Source organism: Foliimonas ilicis (assembly GCF_039939195.1).
Classification (GTDB): domain Bacteria; phylum Pseudomonadota; class Alphaproteobacteria; order Rhizobiales; family Rhizobiaceae; genus Foliimonas; species Foliimonas ilicis.
This window is the reverse complement of sequence record NZ_JBDUUH010000007.1, coordinates 85877-107036: the sequence shown is the minus strand read 5'-3', so window position 1 is coordinate 107036 and position 21160 is coordinate 85877. Positions and strand designations below refer to the sequence as shown.

Genomic DNA, 21160 nt, shown 5'->3' with positions numbered 1-21160 from the left:
AGGTCATGACCGCGCATATCCTCGTCGTCGACGATATTCCCGCGAACGTCAAACTTCTCGAAGTCCGACTTCTTGCCGAGTATTTCGAAGTCCTGACCGCCACGAACGGGCCGGATGCGCTCGATATTTGCGAAAACGGCAAGGTCGATGTCGTGCTGCTCGACATCATGATGCCGGGCATGGACGGTTTCGAAGTGTGCCGCAGGCTGAAGGCCAATCCGGCGACGGCGCATATTCCGGTCGTGATGATCACCGCACTGGATCAGGTTGCCGACCGTGTGCGCGGTCTGGAGGCTGGTGCCGACGATTTTCTGACCAAGCCGGTCAATGATCTGCAGCTTATGACGCGGGTGAAAAGCCTTGTGCGGCTGAAGATGCTGACCGATGAGCTGCGCCTTCGGGCGTCCGCCACGCACAATATCGGCATCGAGGAATTGCTGGACCGGCGCCAGGGCATAGAGGATGCGATTCCCAAGGTGCTGCTGATCGACGACAATCCGGCCTATCACGAAATCATGCATCGAATTTTCCGCAATGTTGCGGATATGGATGTGGTTTCGGACCCGCATGTCGGTTTCTTCAAGGCGACCGAAAAAGCCTATGAATGCGTGCTGATTTCCACCGCATTCAAGGATTTCGACCATTTGCGGCTGTGTTCGCAGCTTCGCTCGCTGGATCGTACACGCTTCCTGCCGATCATCCTGATTGCGGAAAACGATGGCGATGAGCGCATTGCGCGGGCGCTCGACCTTGGCGTGAACGATTATGTCGTACGGCCCGTGGACCGGCAGGAGCTGATTGCGCGCATGCGTATTCAGGTCCGGCGCAAGCGCTACAATGATCAATTGCGGCACAGCGTTACGCAGACGATCGAAATGGCTGTTACGGACGGGCTGACCGGGCTTCACAATCGCCGCTATCTCGACGGAAATCTTGCGACGCTGTTTGAGCGTGCCGTGTCGCGCGGACGCCCGCTGTCGATCATGATTACCGACCTCGACCGGTTCAAGCTGATCAACGACACTTACGGTCATGATGGCGGCGACGAGGTGCTTCGTGAGTTCGCGCAGCGGCTTCGCAAGAATGTGCGCGGCATCGATCTGGCCTGTCGCTACGGTGGCGAGGAGTTCGTCGTCGTGATGCCGGATACGGATGCCGCCGTTGCCGAAAGCGTTGCAGAACGCGTTCGCGGGTTGGTGGCGGGCAAGCCGTTCATCATAGGTGAGGGCAAGAGCGCCGATGTTACGGTGAGTGTCGGTGTCTCGTCGCTGAAACTCGGCAATGACACGATCGCCGATCTCATGAAGCGTGCCGACATGGCTCTCTACGAAGCCAAGACGAAGGGGCGCAACCGCGTCGTTGCAAAGGCCGCCTGATCCCGAACCGGGGTCTTAACTGACTGAATGGCGCGGAAATTTACCGTGATTGCAGTGATTCTGCAGGCTTGCTTAATAAATAGTTGATTTTCTGCAAGCTTCGGGCGAGCGTGCTTTCGAGGTTAAGTGCGATTTTTCGGCCCAACGCCAAGCCGACGCGCATAAGAAAACCCCGTGACGCTCAGGTCCGCCGCATCTCCTGGGTCCATGGGGCGGGCCGGTCGGACTGAAAGCGGATTCCTCGTACCGTCATCAGGCAACCGATCGGCCCCCTTTATCTTCGGTACACATTTTTATTCGCACAAACGAAAAACGCCGCCCGAAGGCGGCGCTTTCAATTCCATTGGTACGAAGATTACTTGATCTTCGTTTCCTTGAACTCGACATGCTTCTTCGCAACCGGGTCGTACTTGCGGAAGGAAAGCTTCTCGGTTTTCGTGCGGCTGTTCTTGCTCGTCACGTAGAAAAAGCCGGTGTCGGCCGTCGAGAGAAGCTTGATCTTGATGTTTGCAGCCTTAGCCATGATTCTCGTCCGTTAATTGTCTGGAGTTAGCACCGCTTCAGCACAGGTCGTAAACCCCGGACGCGGAAAACTTTGCGCGACACATAAAGAACGCCTGCGGAAAGTCAAGCCCGCACTGCGCTCACGCCCTGGTTTGCGCCACTGCTCCGGCTTTTCGGGCTTCGCCCGCCATCTCGACCAGCACCTTTCGAAGGTCGCCGGCACCGGACAGCGGTGCAGGGAACCAGATTCGCGTTACCCGGTCGCCGTCGATCAGGTCCATTCCTTCGGGGTCGACGCCGGAAATCTTCCAGCCGCCGCCATCCGCCTTGCCGAAATGCGCGGCGTAAAGGCCGATTGCATCGAGATGATCGGCATTCATATGGTCGATGGAGCCTTGCTCCGAATCTGCGAGTGCGGCCGATATGGACGCCTCCGACAGAAGCTCTTCGCGCTTCAAAAGATATGCCTTGCCGAATCCGCCATTGAGGCCCGCATGTTGCGGTTCCAGCCGGAAAAACGAAAAGTCGCCAAGGTCGACGTAAAGAGCGGCTTTGGGGTTTCGGTTGAGATAGCGGCGCTTGGCCTGCCCGTGGGCCTCTCCGTCGCGGTCGAGCTTCGTGGCCAGACAGGTCAGGCTAATGCGCGGATGGGCGAGGGGGTCGCCCTTGCCGGTTTCGCCAACCAGTAGCGAGCAACGGGGGTCTGCGATGAGCGCCCTTGTGTGCGGCGCCAGCAGCGAAATGAGGATGAGCGGCGTGCCGTCGATGTCCGTCGCGACACCCACCCGGCTTGCGAGCGGATTGTCCGTTTCAGGATCGAGCGTCGCGATCGCGCCATAGCGCGCGTTGCGGATTAATGTCTTAGCCAATCGGATCGCCGCGTCGTCGGTCGGGCGGATCGGTTCTTTCTTTTCGCTCATGCTATTCCCAAAGTGGATTAAGTTAGTCCAGTTTTGGACGCAAGTCGTTTGGATGGCAAGGCGTTGGTCAGCGTTTCCGGGCGGCGTGATCGACATTTCCACGCAATTGCGCGGCTGATCCCGGCTCGATTTCGTAAGCCAGAATACGTTCGGGATCGACCGGGCGCGGCATGGTGATCTGTCCGTTCGGAATCTTCCTGAAGCCGAGCGGGCCATAATAGGGTTCATCGCCGACAAGCAGGACGCATGCTTCGCCAGCGCGGCGCGCCGCCTCGATGGCGATTGCGACGAGCTTCCGGCCGATGCCTCTGTTCTTATACGCTGGACGCACGGCAAGCGGGCCGAGAAGCAGCGCTTCGCCCTTGTCCCCGGCGATCCGTGTCAGGCGGACCGACGCGATGACCTTGTCATTGTGGATCGCTACGAATGAAAGCGCATGCTCATGCGGTCCGCCTTCGCGGATCTTGTAGGCAGCGCGCGCGAAACGACCGGGGCCGAATGCTTCTTCATTGATCGATTCGATCTCGGCAAAGTGCGCGGCGGTTTCCGCCATATAGGTGACGTCGGAGAGGAACATTGTCGTGGCATCCGGGTATGCGAGAAATGTTGGCTGCATGATGCAGCAACGCTATCGGCGCGGTTTAAGCGCGGGCGTTCATTCGTCGTCGGTCAAACCGGATTTTTGCCATCTCGTTCATTAATCAGCCCGCTACCATCAATTTTAGCGCCCGTCCATCGGATTTGTGGTCAAAAACTGCGGTGACAGTGTGTTTGAAAACGAATCTCTCGAATTTCTGTTCTCGTCGCATACATTGAATGCAAAGGAGAACGATATGGGTTTGCTCGTAGACGGCGTGTGGCATGACAAATGGTACGACACGGGAAAGAGCGGAAAGTTCGAACGCTCGGAATCGCAATTCCGCAACTGGATCACGCGTGACGGCTCTGCCGGGCCGAGCGGCGAGGGCGGCTTCAAGGCTGAACCCGGACGCTACCACCTCTATGTCTCGCTTGCCTGCCCCTGGGCGCACCGAACCCTGATCTTTCGCGCCCTGAAGAAACTGGAAGATGTGATTTCCGTTTCGGTCGTGCATCCTTTCATGGGCGAGAATGGCTGGACGTTTCTGGCAGAAGACGGTGCGACGGGCGACGAACTCTATGGTTCTGATTATCTCCATCAAATCTACACCAGGGCCGACCCGATCTATTCCGGGCGTGTGACGGTGCCTGTGCTTTGGGACAAGCAGCGCAAAACGATCGTTTCCAACGAATCTGCCGAAATCATACGGATGTTCAATTCCGAGTTTGACGAATGGGGCGATGCGAATGTCGATTTATACCCTGAGGCGCTGCGCGCTCAGATCGACGAGATAAACGCGATCGTCTATCCGGCAGTGAATAATGGCGTTTATCGCGCCGGGTTCGCGACCAAACAGGAAGCCTATGAAGAGGCGTTCGAGCGTCTGTTCGAAACACTCGACACGCTGGAAGCACGTCTTGGCCAGTCACGCTATCTCGTTGGCGATCGCATGACGGAGGCCGATTGGCGGCTGTTCACGACGCTTGTGCGGTTCGATCCGGTCTATGTCGGTCACTTCAAATGCAATCTGAGGCGGATTGCCGATTATCCAAACCTTTCCAATTACTTGCGCGATCTGTTTCAGGTAAAAGGTGTGGCGGGAACCGTGGATTTCGACCACATCAAGTCGCATTATTACGGTAGCCACGCGAATATCAATCCGACGCGCATCGTGCCGCTTGGCCCGGAGATCGAACTGCATGCGGCACATGACCGGGACCGCTTCCGCAAGGCGGCCTGAGTGCCAATATGACTACCAGTAAGGCGATGATGGTTCGCCTGAAAGCACTTCGCCAAGCCGCCGTCTGGTGGCTGGCGTCGTCTGCTCTGGTAACTGGTCGAGCAGGAAAAACCCTGATTCCGCGATCTCGCGATCCGGCTTTTTGGGTCCGCTCTGACTGAATTGCGTGATCAGATACAGCGCCACATGGTCGCGGCGGCTGGATTGCCGATTGAAATGCAGCGACTTCAAAACCGGTTCGGCTGCGATCACGATATTGCCTTCCTCTTCCAGTTCGCGGGTCAGGGCTTCCATCGCGGTTTCACCAATTTCCACGCCGCCGCCCGGCAATTGCCAGCCTGGAACATAGGTGTGGCGGATCAGGAAGACGGAATTCGCCGCTTCATCATAGACGATACCGCGCGCGCCGAACGTCATCGGGCGCCGAAGCAGGAAGTAAAAATGGAACAGCCGGGCGCGCAGACGAGGCCAGCCGGTTTGACGTAGGGTAACTGACATTTCAGCCTGTAACATTTCGGGTGGAAAGCTTTGAACGTCTATCCTACAAGAAAAGGATGTTCAGGCTTGCCCATCTCTCAGACGTCCATCTTGGACCTCTTCCCGATCTAACCTATCGCGAACTCGCTTCCAAGCGGGTAACTGGTTACGTGAACTGGCAGCGAAACCGCCGCAAATTCATGCATGACGGCGTGATCGATGCTGTCGTCAACGACATGAAGGCATCCAGCCCCAACCATCTTGCGGTGACTGGCGATCTTGTGAACCTCGCGCTGGATGGCGAAATCGAGATGGCCCGCCTGTGGCTGCAGGAACTCGGTTCGCCCGATGATGTGTCGGTAGTGCTTGGGAATCACGATGCCTATGTGCCTGGTGCGTTCGACAAGGCCTGCAAGGCCTGGGGACCTTGGATGGCGGGCGACGGGCTTGCGCCGCCGACCGACCGCAACGCGTTTCCCTATTTGCGTGTTCGCGACAATGTGGCTCTGATCGGCGTTTCTTCAGCCCATGCGACCGCGCCGTTCATGGCGACCGGATTTTTCCGTGAGGCGCAGGCCGAGAGGCTTGGAAAGTTGCTCGATATTGCAGGCAAGGCCGGACATTGCCGCGTTATCATGATCCATCATCCGCCGGTTCGCGGGGCTGTTCCGCAGCACAAAAGGCTGTTCGGCATCAGCCGTTTCCACAAGACGATTGCCAAGCATGGCGCGGAACTGGTGCTGCATGGGCATTCGCATCTGCCGAGCCTTTTCGTGATCGGCGGCAAGAACAAGACGCCCGTTGTCGGTGTCGCGGCTGCCGGGCAGGGCTTGGGGGCTTCAAAGCCGCCTGCGCAATACAATCTTCTCGATATTTCCGGCGAGGCGGGAAACTGGAACATCCAGCTTACAAGGCGCGGGCTTACAGGGGTTTCGATGCCTTTGAGCGACATCGAAAAACGCGATCTTGAAGTGGGAAGCAGTCAGCTCGTCAGAAGCTGATGCGGATCGTCGCCAGGCGTTCCCACAGAATCAGGGCGGTGATTCCCAGCCCGGCAAGCGCACCTGCGGTGATGACACCAAGACCGGCAAAGAAGCCATTGAGCCTGCTGGCTGGCTTTTGCGGGGTGGGCGCCGTTTCAATCTCACGCGCCGGCTGAGGGTTCGTCAGAGGCAGGGTTTCACCCGATTGCAGGCGTTCACGCTCCACCATGCGTTCGGCAATGTAGCGCGTGACCTGATCGGCAACCGGCTTGATGTCGAGGGATTCGGCCAGCACGACGCGACCGGCGCGGCCATCCTGCAAAAAGCGATAGGTTCGCGTATCGCGTCCCATCGTGACGTGGCTGACCGCGTCGATCCATAGCCGCGGCTGCAAACCTGCACTTATCGCGAAATCGAACAGATCGACATCGGCAGGCACTTCGGCAAAGACGGGTTCGAGTTCCGCTGCCAGCAGTTCGAGCCGGATTTTCTGCGACTCACGCAGTTCCACGACCACGTCGTTGCGGTCGGCCACTGCATTCTTAACCGCGCGCACGGCATCGGCGAGCTTGCGCGGCGGGTTCTGCTCAGATGCGTTTTCCGGCGAATTCATTCAATCTGCCCCCAGAATGATCGATGAATTAGCATGATGGCGGCGGGAAAGCAGCTTTTCTATGGTGAGGCCGCGGAAACGGTCTGCCGGATCACGTCGGCGATGATTTCGGGAGCTTCTTCGGGCAGCATGTGTCCTGCCCCTTCAATGGGGAAAAAGCGGAAACTCGCCGGGAGATCATTCGTCTGCGAAAAGGGCAGTACGTCGTCGTCGGTTCCCCAGACGATCGAAACCGGAAAATCGAAGTTCTCCAGATTTGCTTTCGGCAATGCGCCCTGCTTGCCGTCGCGCGTGATAATGGCGACGATTTCCTGCAGTTTTTCTGTTTGGCCGGGAATTTTCCGATGTTTTGACAGAGCCTCGAGCGCTTCTTTTTCAGGATCGTGGCCCGGCCCGCTCATGAGCTTGAGGCAGTCGCGCAATTCCTCGACGCTGCTGCAAGTTGCGAAGCGACGCAACAGATCCGCGTTGATTTCGGGACCGAACCCTCCCGGTGCGACCAGCGTAAGCGAGGCGACACGCTCAGGCGCGGCCATCGCGATCAGGCAGCAGATCGCACCGCCCATCGAGTGTCCGACGAGATGGAATTCCTTGACGTTCTGCGCATCGAGATCGGCAAGTATGGCTTCACCTGCACGTCTGGGCGAGAAATTCCCCGGAAAGTCCAGCGATCCCGCATGACCGGGAAGATCGTAAAAAATGCAGCGATTGGCGATCGCCAGTTTTTCGGGAAAAGCCTGCCATGTGTCATGGCTCCCGCCGAACCCATGCAGGAAAACAACGGGCGGATTGGAGCCTGCACGCCCCGCATGAAAAAGATTTGAAGTCATTTAGGCCTTCGAATGTTTATTCAGCTTGGATTTCCCAGTCCCGCAGCCTGTAGCGCCGAACTCAGCCTGTCTACCATGTCGTCGGGATAAAGCCGTTTGGAAAAGACGGCTCGCGGGTTCGCAGCGAATTTTTTGTAGTCGTTGCGGATGTCGCGACGAAGCGAATCGGCAAGGGGCTCATCTTTCTCCCATTGCGCTACAATCAGCCGGGCAGCGAGATAATGCGATCGCTTAACCGTAGCGAACCGCACTGCAGCTTTGTTGGCAAGCGCCATGTCGTTTGTCATGAAAGCGCCGAGAAACAGCCCGTAATCCCACCATGACGGATGAACGCTTGCGACTTCCACCGCGCGAGCGAGGATCGGCACTGCCTGATCATACTCGCTGGCCATTACCAGACCATAGCCATAGGCCGCGGCCATGGTCAGATCGTAGGGGTTCAACTCATATGCCTTGTTCAGCCATCTGACTGCTTCGGATTTGTTCCCCATGCGCGACTGCATGTAGCCATAGGCGCGGTGCGCATAGGCGCTGTTGGCACCCATGACCAGCGCGCGATGCGCATTGTCGAGCGCTTCGGCCGAGACCGATGCCGGCGGGTAATCATAAGCGAGATTTGCCGCCTCGAACTGCAAGGAGGCCAGCTCGGCCAATGCAAGCGGCGATTTCGAGCCTTGCCTTACGAGGGTTTCAAAGCAGCGATAGGCGACCTCATGGCCGGTGCGGCTCTGGTCGAGGTAATAGTCGTCGTTGAGGAGAAGGCAGGCGACGAGGCCGGTTTGCAGGCTGTTCTGCTCGATAAAGCTGTAGATTGTGCCGGCGACCGGGATGGAAGCCGTTACCATTTCCGCGATCTCGTCGTCGATGGATTCGGGGCGAAGATCGTCCGGCAGGAAGACCCTGGAAAAGAGAACTTTTGCCGTGGCCAGATGCTGCAATTCCATCAGCACGCTGCCTGAAGACGGCCCCGTGGCGATCTCGAACCGGAATTGAAGCGTCCTGTCTTCGCCAGTCGTGCTGTGATCGGCGTCGCGCGCCATCAGATCGACAGTATCGAATCGGGAAAGCGCGTTTCGCAAAGCGCCTTCGAACAGCGTGACAGGTGCGTCGTCGGATCTGGATACGACGTATACACGCGGCAATTGATCATTGGCGGAGAGTGCGGTGACGGCATTGGTCGCAAGCCGATCCGTCTCGTTTCCAGCAACGAGCAAGGGCGTGTTCGAGGCCTCGCGCACATTCAACATCAATTGCGCGCCGAGAATAAAGATGACGAGGGCGAGGGCTGCCCAGATGAGTTTCAGATGACCCAGTACGAAATCATGCCTCTGGCGCGCCTTGCCGATCCTGACGGCAGGTTCGCGGGCAGTATCGGCCGGCAAGCGGATTGCTCCGGTCTCGGCGATCGTTTTGCCTGAAGAGGCGTGCGCGCTGGCGAATGCATAGCTCGGTACATAGCTGCCGCGCGGAATGTCGATGCGGATGTCTTCGGTCGCACCTTCGGTTTTGAAATATTGTTTAAGCAGGTCGCGCAGGCGACCGGCCTGCACGCGAACAAGGGAATCCGTCGAGGAGTCGAAGTCGGAATCTTTCCCGAAAACATCGACGGCTATGGAAAAGCCTTTCAGCAGGTCGGCCTGACCTGCCTGTTCGCGCTCGACCAGATAGCGCAGAAGTTTTCGCGCGCGTTCGGATCGTCCAAATGTTCTGCTCGATAGGAGGCGCTCAAGCGTATCGCGCACTGCGGGGGCGGCAGGCGTTTCTCTCTGCAAACGCGGTACCTTTCAATGTTGCCCCTGTATTCCCCTTGGCGTCAATAATACGGGGCTTGGCGGAACGCACAAGTTGCAAGATGAAGAACATGCCCGCACCCACAGAGAAGGTGCGGACATGTTGCAATCCGGCCTCTATTTCAGGACGCGATTGACAGCCGAAACCACCGCTTCGAGCGATGCCGCGACGATATTGGTGTTGAGCCCGACTCCGAAGATTCGGCCTGCGGGATGTTCGACCTCCATGTAGCAGATGGCCGAAGCGTTCGAACCGCGCTGAATCGAATGCTCGGAATAGTCGAAAACCGAGAATGTCTGACCGACATGACGCGACAGCGCATCGACGAAACCATCGACCGGGCCATTGCCGGTGCCGGTGATCGTGATCTCCTTGCCATCGTCGATGATCGTGGCTTCGACGACACGGCGGCCTTTGACCTCCGTATCGGGGAAAGTCTGATGATCGACGAATTTCAGGCGCGCGGCCGGCTGCTCGACATAGGTTTCCATGAACCGTTCATGGATCCGGCGCGACGACAATTCCTTGCCTTCCGAATCTGTGATCGACTGGATGTTCTGGCTGAATTCGACCTGCAGGCCGCGCGGCAGGTTGAGGCCGTAATCAGCCTGCAGAACATAGGCGATGCCGCCTTTGCCCGACTGCGAATTGATGCGGATGATCGCCTCATAGCTGCGCCCGACATCCTGCGGGTCGATCGGCAGGTAAGGTACTTCCCACAGCGATTTGTTCGCCGTCTTCAGCGCCTTCATGCCCTTGTTGATCGCATCCTGATGCGAGCCGGAGAAGGCCGTGTAGACCAGCTCACCGACATAAGGGTGGCGCTCCGGGATCACCAACTGGTTTGAATATTCATAAACCGCCTTCATGCGGTTGATGTCGGAACAATCGAGTTCCGGGTCGACGCCCTGCGTGTACATGTTCAGCGCCAGCGTCACGACATCGACATTGCCGGTGCGTTCGCCATTGCCGAACAAGGTGCCTTCGACGCGGTCGGCGCCTGCCATCAGGCCGAGTTCCGTCGAAGCGATGCCGGTGCCGCGGTCATTGTGCGGGTGCAGGGAAATGATCAGGTTTTCGCGATTGTCGAGCTGACGGCACATCCACTCGATGCGGTCGGCATAGATGTTGGGCGTGGACATTTCGACGGTTGAGGGCAGGTTGATGATCAGCTTGTTGTCGGCGGTCGGCTGAACGATTTCAGTGACCGCGTTGCAAATCTCCAGGGCCACTTCCAGCTCGGTGCCGGTAAAGCTTTCGGGCGAATACTGGAAGCGGTAGCCGCCGCCAGCCTTTGCCGCCATGTCGGTGATCATCTTGGCGGCGTCGGTGGCGATCTGCTTGATGCCGCCGACATCCTTGTCGAACACGACGCGGCGCTGCAATTCACTGGTCGAATTGTAGAAATGAACGATCGGATTGGTCGCGCCCTGCAGCGATTCGAATGTCCGCGTAATCAGTTCGGGACGGCACTGCACCAGCACCTGCAAGGAAACGTCCTGCGGCACGCCGGCCTGTTCGATTGCCCAGCGGGCGAAGTCGAAATCGGTCTGCGACGCCGAGGGAAATCCGATCTCGATTTCCTTGAAGCCCATATCCAGCAAGAGCTGGAACATGCGCGCCTTGCGCTCGTGACCCATCGGATCGACCAGTGCCTGGTTGCCGTCGCGCAGATCGACGGAGCACCAGATCGGTGCCTTGGTGATCTGCTTGTTCGGCCATGTGCGGTCGGTGAGGCCTACCAGCGGATATTGCTCGTATTTACGAGAGGCGTCCGGCATTCCCTTGGCGGTCGCTAATCCAGTCTGTGCGTTCATCTTCGTTCTCCGGGCATCTTTCGCGGGCCTATCGGGCTCACACGCAACGATGCGATCATGATCTTCGTCTGAAAATTAATGAGGAGCTCAGCGCCTTGGCGGCATTACGACCGCCGGGCGCTCCAATCAGCGGACCCGGCGATCGCCGATAAGGCCGAGGAGAAGAAGTGCCGAAGAAAGCGCGCGCAAGGTCTGTCCGGCGAAAGCGGGACGATCTGCAAATGTTTTGGCGCGATGGGCGTTCATGCGCTTCTCATACATGAGCGCCATAATAGAGGCAAGATGCCTATTTCCCGCCCACGACCTTTACCGCGACGCGGCAGACGCCAAGGGCGATATAGGCTGCGAAGAAGGCTGCCAGCGACCAGCCGAAGCCGTTGTTACCGAAGAGATCCATACCGATACCGATTGCCTGCGGCCCGAGAACGACGCCTATTCCATAGCAAAGGATGAAGGCGGCGTTGGCGTTGGCCAGTTCATGGCCGTGCAGTTTCGAGCCGAGATGCGCGAGGCCGACCGTGTAGAGCGCTGCAACGACACCGCCCCAGATGAAGAGAACGGTCGCCATCAAATACCAATTGTCGACGATCGCCGGTAAAAGCAGCATGCCTAAAAATCCGATGATGGCGCACAAAAGCAGGAGATAGCGCCGGTCGCGAATGCGGTCGCTCAGCATGCCGAGCGGTATCTGCATAAGCACATTGCCAAGGCCGATCATGCTCAGCAGCAAAGCGGCATCGCCTTCGCTGTAGCCTGCGCGGCTGCCATAGACGGGGAACAGCGCAAAGCCGCCCGTTTCCACTGCGCCGAATACCAGCACTGCCGCAGTCGCGGTTGGCACCAGCCAGATGTAGCGAAGAAAGCTCCTTGCGCCGCTTTTCTGAACGATTTTCGGGCTTTCGCGCCAGGCTGCCAGCACAGGAATTGCAGCGAGCGCGACCAGCCCGCAGACCACACCGAAGGGCAGGAAGCCGCTGCTGCCGATCTTGGAAAAGATAAACGGACCAGCCGCAAAGCCAAGCGACAGTGTTGAGGCGTAGATGCCGAGCACAAAACCGCGCTTGTGGGGCGGGGCGGAGGTGCTGATCCAGAATTCGGACAGGATGAAGAGAATGGTCAGGGCAATGTGGAGAATGGCGCGCAGCGGAAACCACATCCAGAATTGCGGCGCGAAGTAGAAGCCGACGAATGCCACGGTGCCGACGAAGATCGAGACGAGCATAGTCCAGACCACGCCGAACCGCATTGCGAGCGGCGTTGCCAGTGGTGCTGCAGCGATCGAGGCGATACCGGCGACGGCCGTGTTGAGACCGATCATCGAGGCGGAATGGCCGCGCGTCTCCAGAATGATGCTGAGCAGAGGAAGGCCGAGGCCGATTGCTATGCCAACGACACCGATCGAAGAAACCGCCGCCGATATCGATAGCCAGTGCACACGCGTATCGCTGGGATGCGGTTTGGAAAATGCATTCATTCGAAAAGTACCTGCCGTTGACGGCGCTAAAGCATTTTACAACGACGTGAAATCACGTCGCGTTGCACGAATGCGGCTGACACAGATGGATGGAGCACGGTGCCGTTGGGAAAAAGTTTCCTGCTTTTCGCCATGACGCTCACAGAACTTCACGAACAAAGCGGTTTCGGATCATCCGATAGAAGGTCACTGGACCTCCCGGCGAAAGTTCGGGATCGGCATCGAGGCGCATTTCAAGATCTCCAAGCACCGAGCGGGTGATTGTCGGTATCTCTGCCTCTTTCGCCTCGGCAAGCGGCAGCCAGACAAGCTCTTCCAGCTCGTCTGTCGGCCCGCCATCTTCAAGTGCAACGGCGACATCGGATTTCCAGGCGGCGAAAAATCGCGTGTCGAAACGCCGGATGCGGCCGGGCGGGGTGATTGCCCGCGCGACGAGGCGCAAATTTTCAAGCGAAGGCGCGACCCCGTGATCCATGAAGCCAAGCCAGCCTTCCTTGGCTGTATCGAATGCCTGGGCATGGCCGATGAGCAGGCCCGCTTCCTCGTATGTTTCGCGGATGGCCGAAAGCGCAATGGCGCGCGCCCGCGCGCCTGCAACGGCTCTCGTGCCTTTGGAAAGTTTGGAAAATTCGGCTGGATGCAGATCATGCAGAACAGGAATTCTGGAATCAGCGGGGTCGGTGCGTCCGCCTGGAAAAACGAATTTGCCGGGCATGAAGGCGTGACGCTGGTGGCGCCGTCCCATAAGCACGCAAATTTCACCACCACGACGATCCAGCAGGATCAGCGTTGCAGCGTCTTTCGGCCGAAGAGGGCCTTTTCCGATGGCGAAATCCTTCGCATCGGCAATGTCCACTTCTGCTTTGGTCATTCCGTCCATGATAGGCTCTTTGTTCAGGTGGTACTAAGACGGAACGACTGTTTTTCAATTCACTTTACAATTCAGGATGTGTCTCGACGACATCCTCTTCACCACCGAAACCATGCATGTAAAGCGCCCATTGAAGGCCGACAATCGCACCCTTGGCGGGGCTGAGCAGGGCAATCGCTGAAACGATAGTGACCGGCACCCAAATTGCCAGATGCTGCCATGTGGAGAGCGTGCTCGTCGCTTCGACCGCCATGAATGCACCGACGATGATGTGGCCGATGATGACGACGACCAGATAGGCCGGGAGGTCATCTGCCCTGTGGTGATGCATCTCTTCGCCGCAATGCTGGCAGTGATCGACCGTTTTGAGGAAGGACGAGAAAAGCTTGCCTTCGCCGCAATGCGGGCAACGGCCCAGAAAGCCGCGCTTCATGGCTGTCCAGAGAGGGCGCGTCTGTCTGACTGCGGCTTCCTGACCACCCAGAACAAGTTTTTCCATTCCTATCTCCTAGATCGCGACGCATGTCGCGAATGTCCAGCAGGCGACTTCGAGCGAGGCCGTTTGCTTTTATGGAACGACCGCTTCGAACCCGGCAGCGGCTTTGGATCGCTCAACATTTCGAACCGCATCTCGCCGGCCAGTGGAACGATTTCCAGAAGCCTTACCTCGACCTTGTCCGCAAGCTGAAAACCCTTGCCGCTGCGGCTTCCGAACAGGGATCGCGCGGCTTCATCATATATATAGTAGTCATCTCCCAATGATGACACCGGTATGAAGCCGTCTGCGCCATATTGAGGCAGTTGCACGAACAGGCCGGATTTGGTGACGCCGGAAATACGCGCGGCGAATGTCTCGTTCACATGTTCGGCCAGATGCGAGGCAATCAGCCGATCGACAGTCGAGCGCTCGGCGGCCATGGCGCGGCGTTCGGTTATCGAGATTTGCTCGGCGGTGTCCTTCAGCCGCTCTTCTTCCGAACGGGTGATGCCATCATTTCCAAGGTCGAGCGCGCTTATCAGCGCCCGATGCACAATCAGGTCGGCATAACGGCGGATAGGCGACGTGAAATGCGCGTAGCGGCGCAGATTCAGGCCGAAATGGCCAAGATTGTCAGGCGAATAGATCGCCTGGCTTTGCGAGCGAAGAACGACTTCATTGACCAGCGCTTCATGGTCGGCGCCGCGAACACGCTCAAGGATCGAGTTGAACTGGCCAGGTTGCATCTGCGCGCCGCGTGCCAGCGAAAGCCCTAGCGTCTGCAGGAATTCGCGGAGCGATTCCTGCTTTGCGAGTGAGGGCGCGTCGTGGACGCGGTAGACGAGGCTTCGCTTCTTCGCTTCCAGCGTCTCTGCGGCTGCGACATTCGCCTGAATCATGAATTCTTCGATGAGCTTATGCGCATCGAGGCGGGGAGGCACGATAACGCGGTCTACCGTGCCGTCTTCCTTCAGGAGAATTTTACGCTCCGGCAGGTCGAGTTCCAGCGGTTGGCGCGAATCGCGACCACGCTTCAATATGTCGTAAGCCTGCCAAAGCGGCTTCAGGATCATTTCGAGGATGGGCGTTGTCGCCTCGTCGGGAGTGCCGTCGATTGCCGCCTGTGCCTCCTGATAGGAAAGCCTCGCGGATGAGCGCATCATGATGCGATGGAAACTGTGCCTGATCTTGCGGCCTTCCGGCGAGAAGGTCATACGCACGGCAAGGGCAGGGCGATCCACGCCCTCTTTCAGTGAGCAGAGATCGTTGGAAATGCGTTCCGGCAGCATCGGCACGACACGATCCGGGAAATAGACCGAATTGCCACGCTTGAGCGCCTCGCGGTCGAGTGCCGTTCCGGTGCGAATGTAAGCCGCCACGTCGGCAATTGCGACGGTGGCGATCATGCCGCCGGGATTGCGCTCATCTGTGTCGACTTCGGCAAAGACCGCATCGTCATGGTCCTTGGCGTCGGCAGGATCGATCGTCACCAGCGGCAGTTCACGCCAGTCTTCGCGGCCTTCCAGCGTTGCCGGTTTGGCCGCTTCGGATTCAGCGATCACTTCCGGCGGAAAGATATGCGGAATTTCGTGTGCGTGGATGGCGATCATCGAGACCGCCTTCTCGCTGGTCAGCGAGCCCAGAACCGAACGCACCTTGCCGCGGCCCAATCCGTAGCGGCTGGAGGGGCCGGGCTCGACTTCCACCAGATCGCCGGCTTGCGCGCCGTTTGCGTAGTCCTTCTCGATGACGAGTTCGCCCTGGCGTTTTTCGACCGGCTCCAGGCGGTACGTGCCGTCCTTGAGTACGCGGAAGATGCCGAGAACGGTGTCTTCGCGCTTCTCGAAAACCTTTATCACGCGAGCGGTGTAGGCTGGGCCTGTCGGGTCGTTGGTCGGAAAGACCTTGGCCATGACGCGGTCGCCGATTCCTGCCGCCGGACCTGTACCGCGCGACGGCTTGATACGAACCACGATCGATTCTTTGGATGATTCTTGCTGGCTGGACGGTCGCGCCAGCAATCCGCCGTCATCGTCGCGTGCATAAATGTCGAGCGTCGTCACATTGGGCAGGGTGCCGGAGCGGACCAGCCGCTTGCGGCTTTTCTCAAGCTGCCCGTCATCCTGAAGGAGGGCGAGCATATCTTTGAGCCAGATGCGGCCTTCGCCTTTGAGGCCAAAGGCTTTCGCGATTTCGCGTTTGCCGTTCTTGTCCGGGTTTTCTGCAATGAAACGCAGAATCTCGTCACGCGAGGGACGGAAATTTTTGTTCTTGTCGGTCGGGGCCGACGAACCGGACGAGCGCGTCTTTCCGACAGCGCCTGTTCGTCCGGGGTTCTTTTTTGCCAATTGTAATTATTCCTTTTTCTTGGCTGCGGCTTTTTTGGCGGGCGCCTTTTTCTTCGCTGCGGGAGCAGCCTTGGCGCGGGCCGGCTTTTTGGCGCCGCCGCCCTTGGCTTCCTTCTCCGCGATCAAAGCCACTGCATCTTCTACAGTAACCGTTTGCGGATCTTTGCCCTTTGGCAGCGTGGCGTTCACCTTGCCGAAATTAACGTATGGGCCGTATTTGCCGTCGCGAACGGTGATGTTGCCGCCGCCATCCGGATGCTCGCCGAGATCCTTGAGTGCGGCTGGCGTTCCGCCGCGTCCGCCTCGGCCTTTTGATGCCTTTTCGGCAAGCACGGAAACGGCGCGGTTGATGCCAATCGAGAAAACATCCTCGATGGTTTCGACATTCGCATAATTGCCGTCATGCAGGACGAACGGACCGTAGCGGCCAAGGCCGGTGGAAATCATCTTGCCGGTTTCAGGATGCGCGCCGATATCGCGCGGCAGCGATAGCAGAGCCAGAGCGCGCTCGTGATCGATGCTTTCGACCGTCCAGCCTTTCGGCAGGCTTGAGCGCTTGGCTTCCTTGCCTTCACCGCGCTGGACGTAAGGACCGAAACGGCCGCTGCGCAGCGTGATTTCCTCAGCCGTATATGGGTCTTTGCCGAGCGATTTGTTACCGTCTTCCATCGCGGCAGGCTCGCCATTGCCGTTCACGGCATCGCCGAGCTGGCGTGTGAAGCCGCATTCGGGATAGTTCGAGCAGCCGACGAACGCACCGTATTTTCCGAGCTTGAGCGACAGGTTTCCGACACCGCATTTCGGGCAGACGCGCGGGTTCGAGCCGTCCTCACGCTCCGGGAACGCCAGAGGTGCTAGCGTTTCGTTCAGTGCATCGAGCACATCGGTAACGCGCAATTCCTTGATATCGCCAACGGCTGCGGAGAAATCCTTCCAGAAATCGCGCAGAACGGCCTTCCATTCGAGCTTTCCGTCGGAAATCTCGTCGAGTTTTTCTTCAAGCGACGCCGTGAAGTCATATTCCACATAGCGTTCGAAGAAGTTTTCGAGGAAGGCGATGACGATGCGGCCCTTGGAATGCGGGTGCAGGCGGCGCTTGTCGATCGTGATGTATTCGCGGTCTTCAAGCGTCTTGAGCGTTGCGGCATAGGTAGACGGACGCCCAATGCCGAGCTCTTCCATCTTCTTGATGAGCGAGGCTTCCGAGTAGCGCGGCGGTGGCTCGGTCGAATGCTGAGTCGCGTTGATTTCGCGCTTCGCAAGCGTCTCGTCGGCGCGGATTTCCGGCAGACGCTTGTTTTCCTCGTCCTCCGAATCCTCTTCCTTCTGCTCGGTATAGGCCGCGATGAAGCCGTCGAAGCGGATCACCGAGCCGACAGCGCGCAGGCCAGCAGTGCGCGAGCCGTTGATGGCCTCGATCTCGACAGTCGTGCGTTCGATTTCGGCAGGCTGCATCTGGCTGGCAATGGCGCGCTTCCAGACCATCTCGTAGAGACGGGCCTGATCGGTATCGAGGAATTTCTTCATCTCGCTGGGCAGGCGCGAGAAATCTGTCGGGCGGATCGCTTCGTGCGCTTCCTGCGCGTTCTTGGCTTTCGCGGAATAGTAGCGCGGCTTTTCCGGCAGGTACTTGTCGCCGAATTCCTTGGCTATCGACTGGCGGGCAGCCGTGATCGCCTCGGGCACCATCTGCACACCGTCGGTACGCATATAGGTGATCAGGCCGGTCGTTTCACCGCCGATCTCCATGCCTTCATAAAGGCGCTGGGCAACCTGCATCGTGCGGTTGGCCGAAAAGCCCAGCCGCGACGACGCGGCCTGCTGCAATGTCGAGGTCGTGAAGGGCGGACCGGGATTGCGCTTCGTGGGCTTTGCTTCGACGGAAAGCGTCTTGAATTTCGCGCCGTCGAGCATGTTCTTGATGTCTTCTGCCTGCTCTTTCGAGGAAATATCGAGCTTCTGCAGCTTCTTTCCCTCGAAAACTGTCAGCCGCGCCTCGAAATTTTCATTGCGCGGCGTGTCGAGCAGGGCTGCGATCTGCCAGTATTCCTCGCGGATGAAGCGTTCGATCTCGTTTTCGCGGTCGCAGACCAGACGAAGCGTGACGGACTGCACACGGCCAGCAGAGCGGGCGCCAGGCAGTTTGCGCCATAGAACCGGCGACAGAGTGAAGCCAACCAGATAGTCGAGCGCACGGCGCGCCAGATAGGCATCGACCAGTGGCGCATCGATCTGACGCGGATTGTTCATCGCATCCAGAACGGATTGTTTGGTAATCGCGTTGAAGACGACGCGGCTGACCGGCTTGTCCTTTAGCACCTTCTTTTGCCGCAGAACTTCCAGCACGTGCCAGGAAATGGCTTCGCCTTCGCGATCGGGATCGGTTGCGAGAATCAGGCCATCGGCCTCCTTCACTGCCTTCGCAATGTCTGCGAGGCGCTTGGAGGAGGGACCATCCACGGACCAGGACATGGCGAAATCTTCATCGGGCCTGACCGAGCCGTCCTTGGGTGGGAGGTCGCGGACATGGCCGAACGATGCCAAAACCTTATAGTTTCGGCCCAGATACTTGTTGATCGTTTTGGCTTTGGCCGGCGATTCGACGACTACGACGTCCATATGGCTGGTATTTCCTGAACAGCGGCCAAGCCCGGAAAAGCGAGTGGCCTTGTTTTCATTTTGTCCGTCACATGGCCGTGCTTTGCCATGCGGTCAAGAGGCAAGCACAAATGAGCATCGCAACCGGCATACAACCTTTGGTTTATTAAAGTATATCATTGCAATTTTAGATATGTGACATATACTTTTCGTGATCGGGAGGCGAGCCCGTCGTAGCGACAGTCTTGAACGTAAGCAATCCGGCGGTTTTCGCTGCCGGAGAAGGGAGACTATTTCGTATGCCTCAGCCTTATGCAAGACGACGAACAGATACGTTGGACTATATGCAATCGATGCTGGGGCAGTTGCGAACCATGGCGGAAGCGGAGCGCTGCGACATGCTCGCCTACCTCATCGAGATGGCATATGTCGAAGCGAGCGACATCATTCGCGGTGATCGGCCTTCACGAATCCAGGCCAACAAGAGAAACAGCGCCGCCTGAGTGGCGCTCGATGCGACCGGAAAGATCGAGTTCGAGCAGGACGGTCATGATGCGGGAGGCATGCAGCCCCGTATGGCCGATGATTTCGTCGATGCTCGTCGGCGTCGGTCCCAATATCTCTATGACGACCGCGCGCTCGTCACTGGCAGCGAGACTATCGTCAATTGTATCCGGCTGCGCATCCATGCCGTGTGCAGATTCTTCAAGCGAGAACCGTTGTTGAACGGGAGATGCGAGCATAGGCGCAATTGCATCCAGCACGTCCTGCGCTTCCGTAACCAGCGTCGCGCCCTCTTTCAAAAGACGGTTGGTGCCAGCCGCACGCGGGTCGAGCGGTGAGCCTGGCACAGCAAATATCGTACGGCCCATTTCATTCGCCAGTCGCGCGCTGATCAGCGAACCGGAGCGCTGCGCCGCTTCAATGACGACGAGGCCGAGCGCTATACCTGCAACGACGCGGTTGCGACGAGGGAAATCCTGCGCACGCGGCTCCCAGCCGAAGGGCATTTCCGAGATGACGACACCGCCATTCGAAGTGATTTCACCGCATAACGGGATGTTTTCTGGCGGGTAGGGACGGTCTAGACCACCTGCCAGAACGCCGATCGTGCCGGTTTTCAAGCTGCCCTTATGTGCCGCCGTATCGATGCCGCGCGCCAGACCGGAAACGATGGCATAGCCTTCCTCACCGAGTTGTTGGGCCAGCTTTTGAGCCATCTTTATGCCGGCGAGAGAGGCGTTGCGCGCGCCGACGATGGCGATTGCGGGACGGGTCAAAACCGAAATGTCACCTTTTACCGCAAGAATCGGCGGCGCATATTCGATGCGTTTAAGTGCAGCCGGGTAGTCTGGTTCGCCCATACACACAAAGCGCGCGCCATTGCGATTTGCAAAATCGAGTTCTTTTTCAGCTTCTTCTGCCGCAGGAATGCGAAATTTGCGCTGCGTGCCGCTGGTGCGGACGAGTTCCGGCAGCATTTCGAGGGCTTTTTCAGCCGAGCCGAAGCGATTTATAAGATCGCGGAACGTGGCCGGACCGACATTCGACGTTCTGATCAATCGAAGCCAGTTCAGACGCTGCCGGTCGCTCAATTGCTGTCCGGCAGGCTTTTCCATCATCCCTTGCTCCCGATTCGGGATTCAGTGCCGGCAAGGAGCCGCGAGATATTGGCGCGATGCCGCGCGATGACGATCAGGCTCATGATCGCCGAAACGAGTGCAAGTTCCTGAAATCCTGCAACGAAGAAGACGATCGGAACGAGGATGATGGCAATCAGCGCGGCAAGCGAGGAGTAGCGGAGAAGTATCGCGACAGCGAGCCAGGCTGCGATGAAAGTCACCAGACCCTGCCATGCGCCGAGGAACGCGAAACCGAGGCACACGCCCATATAGGTTGCAACGCCTTTGCCACCCTTGAAGCCGAGCCAGACCGGAAAGAGATGGCCGAGGAAAGCGCCGAAACCAGCGACGATTGCTGCAGGTACGCCCCAATAAAGCGCGATGGCGATTGCCGCTGTTCCTTTAAGCGCGTCGAGCAAAAGAGTGAGTGCTGCCAATCCCTTATTGCCGGTTCTGAGTACATTGGTTGCGCCGATATTGCCCGATCCGATGCTGCGAACGTCGCCCAATCCGGCGGCGCGAGTGAGCAGAAGTCCGAAAGGAATCGAGCCGAGCAGGTAGCCGAAAACCAGCCAGCCAATCAGTATCGGCAAGGATGCCGTCGTGAATGTAGCGTCGGACATTGATCCCCCCGGAGC

Annotated in this window: 19 protein-coding genes; 4 read left to right on the top strand and 15 right to left on the bottom strand. The window is 58.3% G+C overall.

Going from position 1 to position 21160, the window contains the following annotated elements; all coding sequences use genetic code 11:
• The first annotated feature begins 5 nt into the window (after positions 1-5).
• Positions 6-1376 (top strand): PleD family two-component system response regulator, encoded by a 1371-nt coding sequence (locus ABFT80_RS16330; RefSeq protein WP_347972985.1) that lies wholly within the window; start codon positions 6-8, stop codon positions 1374-1376.
• Between the two features lie 355 nt (positions 1377-1731).
• Here the strand turns inward: ABFT80_RS16330 and rpmG are convergent, their stop codons facing one another.
• The 3 genes from rpmG to ABFT80_RS16315 form a co-directional block, all read right to left on the bottom strand.
• Positions 1732-1899 carry a 50S ribosomal protein L33 gene (rpmG, locus tag ABFT80_RS16325; RefSeq protein ID WP_019173400.1) on the bottom strand — a complete coding sequence of 56 codons (168 nt, stop codon included), beginning with the start codon at positions 1897-1899 and terminating at the stop codon, positions 1732-1734.
• 121 nt (positions 1900-2020) lie between these two features.
• Complete coding sequence (locus ABFT80_RS16320; RefSeq protein ID WP_347972984.1) at positions 2021-2800, bottom strand: HugZ family pyridoxamine 5'-phosphate oxidase; 780 nt, start codon at positions 2798-2800, stop codon at positions 2021-2023.
• Positions 2801-2867: 67 nt separating this feature from the next.
• Positions 2868-3377, bottom strand: a complete 510-nt coding sequence (locus ABFT80_RS16315) for a GNAT family N-acetyltransferase (RefSeq protein WP_347972983.1) — start codon at positions 3375-3377, stop codon at positions 2868-2870.
• Between the two features lie 256 nt (positions 3378-3633).
• Between ABFT80_RS16315 and ABFT80_RS16310 the strand changes: the two genes are divergently transcribed.
• Positions 3634-4620, top strand: coding sequence for a glutathione S-transferase family protein (locus tag ABFT80_RS16310; RefSeq protein ID WP_347972982.1), 987 nt, complete (start codon positions 3634-3636; stop codon positions 4618-4620).
• 12 nt (positions 4621-4632) lie between these two features.
• Here ABFT80_RS16310 and ABFT80_RS16305 read toward each other — a convergent pair whose 3' ends face one another.
• Positions 4633-5118 (bottom strand): NUDIX domain-containing protein, encoded by a 486-nt coding sequence (locus ABFT80_RS16305; protein ID WP_347972981.1) that lies wholly within the window; start codon positions 5116-5118, stop codon positions 4633-4635.
• A 56-nt stretch (positions 5119-5174) separates the two neighbouring features.
• On the opposite strand from ABFT80_RS16305, the gene ABFT80_RS16300 reads away from it, so the two are divergent.
• Positions 5175-6098: a metallophosphoesterase family protein gene (locus tag ABFT80_RS16300; RefSeq protein ID WP_347972980.1), complete on the top strand. Its 924-nt coding sequence runs from the start codon at positions 5175-5177 to the stop codon at positions 6096-6098.
• On the opposite strand, the gene ABFT80_RS16295 is transcribed toward ABFT80_RS16300, so the two are convergent.
• From ABFT80_RS16295 to topA, 9 genes are all read right to left on the bottom strand, one after another.
• A complete protein-coding gene (locus ABFT80_RS16295) occupies positions 6088-6693 on the bottom strand; it encodes a hypothetical protein (protein ID WP_347972979.1) in 606 nt (201 codons plus the stop codon). The two genes, ABFT80_RS16300 and ABFT80_RS16295, sit on opposite strands and share 11 nt — an antisense overlap.
• 59 nt (positions 6694-6752) lie before the next feature.
• Positions 6753-7523 (bottom strand): alpha/beta fold hydrolase, encoded by a 771-nt coding sequence (locus ABFT80_RS16290; protein ID WP_347972978.1) that lies wholly within the window; start codon positions 7521-7523, stop codon positions 6753-6755.
• Positions 7524-7543: 20 nt separating this feature from the next.
• Complete coding sequence (locus ABFT80_RS16285) at positions 7544-9295, bottom strand: tetratricopeptide repeat protein (RefSeq protein WP_347972977.1); 1752 nt, start codon at positions 9293-9295, stop codon at positions 7544-7546.
• A 135-nt stretch (positions 9296-9430) separates the two neighbouring features.
• Complete coding sequence (gene leuA / locus ABFT80_RS16280; RefSeq protein ID WP_347973160.1) at positions 9431-11095, bottom strand: 2-isopropylmalate synthase; 1665 nt, start codon at positions 11093-11095, stop codon at positions 9431-9433.
• A 322-nt stretch (positions 11096-11417) separates the two neighbouring features.
• On the bottom strand, positions 11418-12605 hold the full coding sequence (locus ABFT80_RS16275; RefSeq protein WP_347972976.1) for an MFS transporter: 1188 nt from the start codon (positions 12603-12605) through the stop codon (positions 11418-11420).
• A 139-nt stretch (positions 12606-12744) separates the two neighbouring features.
• Entirely contained in the window at positions 12745-13485 is a 741-nt protein-coding gene (locus ABFT80_RS16270) for an NUDIX hydrolase (RefSeq protein WP_347972975.1), read from the bottom strand.
• 55 nt (positions 13486-13540) lie between these two features.
• Complete coding sequence (locus tag ABFT80_RS16265; RefSeq protein ID WP_347972974.1) at positions 13541-13975, bottom strand: DUF983 domain-containing protein; 435 nt, start codon at positions 13973-13975, stop codon at positions 13541-13543.
• 2 nt (positions 13976-13977) lie between these two features.
• Positions 13978-16302 (bottom strand): ribonuclease R, encoded by a 2325-nt coding sequence (gene rnr / locus ABFT80_RS16260; RefSeq protein WP_347972973.1) that lies wholly within the window; start codon positions 16300-16302, stop codon positions 13978-13980.
• Positions 16303-16308: 6 nt separating this feature from the next.
• Positions 16309-18921 (bottom strand): type I DNA topoisomerase, encoded by a 2613-nt coding sequence (gene topA, locus ABFT80_RS16255; RefSeq protein WP_347972972.1) that lies wholly within the window; start codon positions 18919-18921, stop codon positions 16309-16311.
• A 278-nt stretch (positions 18922-19199) separates the two neighbouring features.
• Between topA and ABFT80_RS16250 the strand changes: the two genes are divergently transcribed.
• Positions 19200-19403, top strand: coding sequence for a hypothetical protein (locus ABFT80_RS16250; RefSeq protein WP_347972971.1), 204 nt, complete (start codon positions 19200-19202; stop codon positions 19401-19403).
• Here the strand turns inward: ABFT80_RS16250 and dprA are convergent.
• Positions 19365-20522, bottom strand: coding sequence for a DNA-processing protein DprA (dprA, locus tag ABFT80_RS16245; protein WP_347972970.1), 1158 nt, complete (start codon positions 20520-20522; stop codon positions 19365-19367). The two genes, ABFT80_RS16250 and dprA, sit on opposite strands and share 39 nt — an antisense overlap.
• The gene (gene plsY, locus ABFT80_RS16240; RefSeq protein ID WP_347972969.1) at positions 20519-21145 is read right to left on the bottom strand and encodes a glycerol-3-phosphate 1-O-acyltransferase PlsY; all 627 of its coding nucleotides are present in this window, start codon (positions 21143-21145) and stop codon (positions 20519-20521) included. Before plsY ends, dprA begins: the two co-directional genes overlap by 4 nt.
• Between the last annotated feature and the right edge of the window lie 15 nt (positions 21146-21160).

What these genes read in the sequence shown, in the direction of transcription:
- ABFT80_RS16330 (WP_347972985.1), top strand. Translation starts at nt 6, where the DNA reads ATGACCGCGCATATCCTCGTCGTCGACGATATTCCCGCGAACGTCAAA.
- rpmG (WP_019173400.1), bottom strand. Translation starts at nt 1,899, where the DNA reads ATGGCTAAGGCTGCAAACATCAAGATCAAGCTTCTCTCGACGGCCGAC.
- ABFT80_RS16320 (WP_347972984.1), bottom strand. Translation starts at nt 2,800, where the DNA reads ATGAGCGAAAAGAAAGAACCGATCCGCCCGACCGACGACGCGGCGATC.
- ABFT80_RS16315 (WP_347972983.1), bottom strand. Translation starts at nt 3,377, where the DNA reads ATGTTCCTCTCCGACGTCACCTATATGGCGGAAACCGCCGCGCACTTT.
- ABFT80_RS16310 (WP_347972982.1), top strand. Translation starts at nt 3,634, where the DNA reads ATGGGTTTGCTCGTAGACGGCGTGTGGCATGACAAATGGTACGACACG.
- ABFT80_RS16305 (WP_347972981.1), bottom strand. Translation starts at nt 5,118, where the DNA reads ATGTCAGTTACCCTACGTCAAACCGGCTGGCCTCGTCTGCGCGCCCGG.
- ABFT80_RS16300 (WP_347972980.1), top strand. Translation starts at nt 5,175, where the DNA reads ATGTTCAGGCTTGCCCATCTCTCAGACGTCCATCTTGGACCTCTTCCC.
- ABFT80_RS16295 (WP_347972979.1), bottom strand. Translation starts at nt 6,693, where the DNA reads ATGAATTCGCCGGAAAACGCATCTGAGCAGAACCCGCCGCGCAAGCTC.
- ABFT80_RS16290 (WP_347972978.1), bottom strand. Translation starts at nt 7,523, where the DNA reads ATGACTTCAAATCTTTTTCATGCGGGGCGTGCAGGCTCCAATCCGCCC.
- leuA (WP_347973160.1), bottom strand. Translation starts at nt 11,095, where the DNA reads ATGCCGGACGCCTCTCGTAAATACGAGCAATATCCGCTGGTAGGCCTC.
- ABFT80_RS16275 (WP_347972976.1), bottom strand. Translation starts at nt 12,605, where the DNA reads ATGAATGCATTTTCCAAACCGCATCCCAGCGATACGCGTGTGCACTGG.
- ABFT80_RS16270 (WP_347972975.1), bottom strand. Translation starts at nt 13,485, where the DNA reads ATGGACGGAATGACCAAAGCAGAAGTGGACATTGCCGATGCGAAGGAT.
- ABFT80_RS16265 (WP_347972974.1), bottom strand. Translation starts at nt 13,975, where the DNA reads ATGGAAAAACTTGTTCTGGGTGGTCAGGAAGCCGCAGTCAGACAGACG.
- topA (WP_347972972.1), bottom strand. Translation starts at nt 18,921, where the DNA reads ATGGACGTCGTAGTCGTCGAATCGCCGGCCAAAGCCAAAACGATCAAC.
- ABFT80_RS16250 (WP_347972971.1), top strand. Translation starts at nt 19,200, where the DNA reads ATGCCTCAGCCTTATGCAAGACGACGAACAGATACGTTGGACTATATG.
- dprA (WP_347972970.1), bottom strand. Translation starts at nt 20,522, where the DNA reads ATGATGGAAAAGCCTGCCGGACAGCAATTGAGCGACCGGCAGCGTCTG.
- plsY (WP_347972969.1), bottom strand. Translation starts at nt 21,145, where the DNA reads ATGTCCGACGCTACATTCACGACGGCATCCTTGCCGATACTGATTGGC.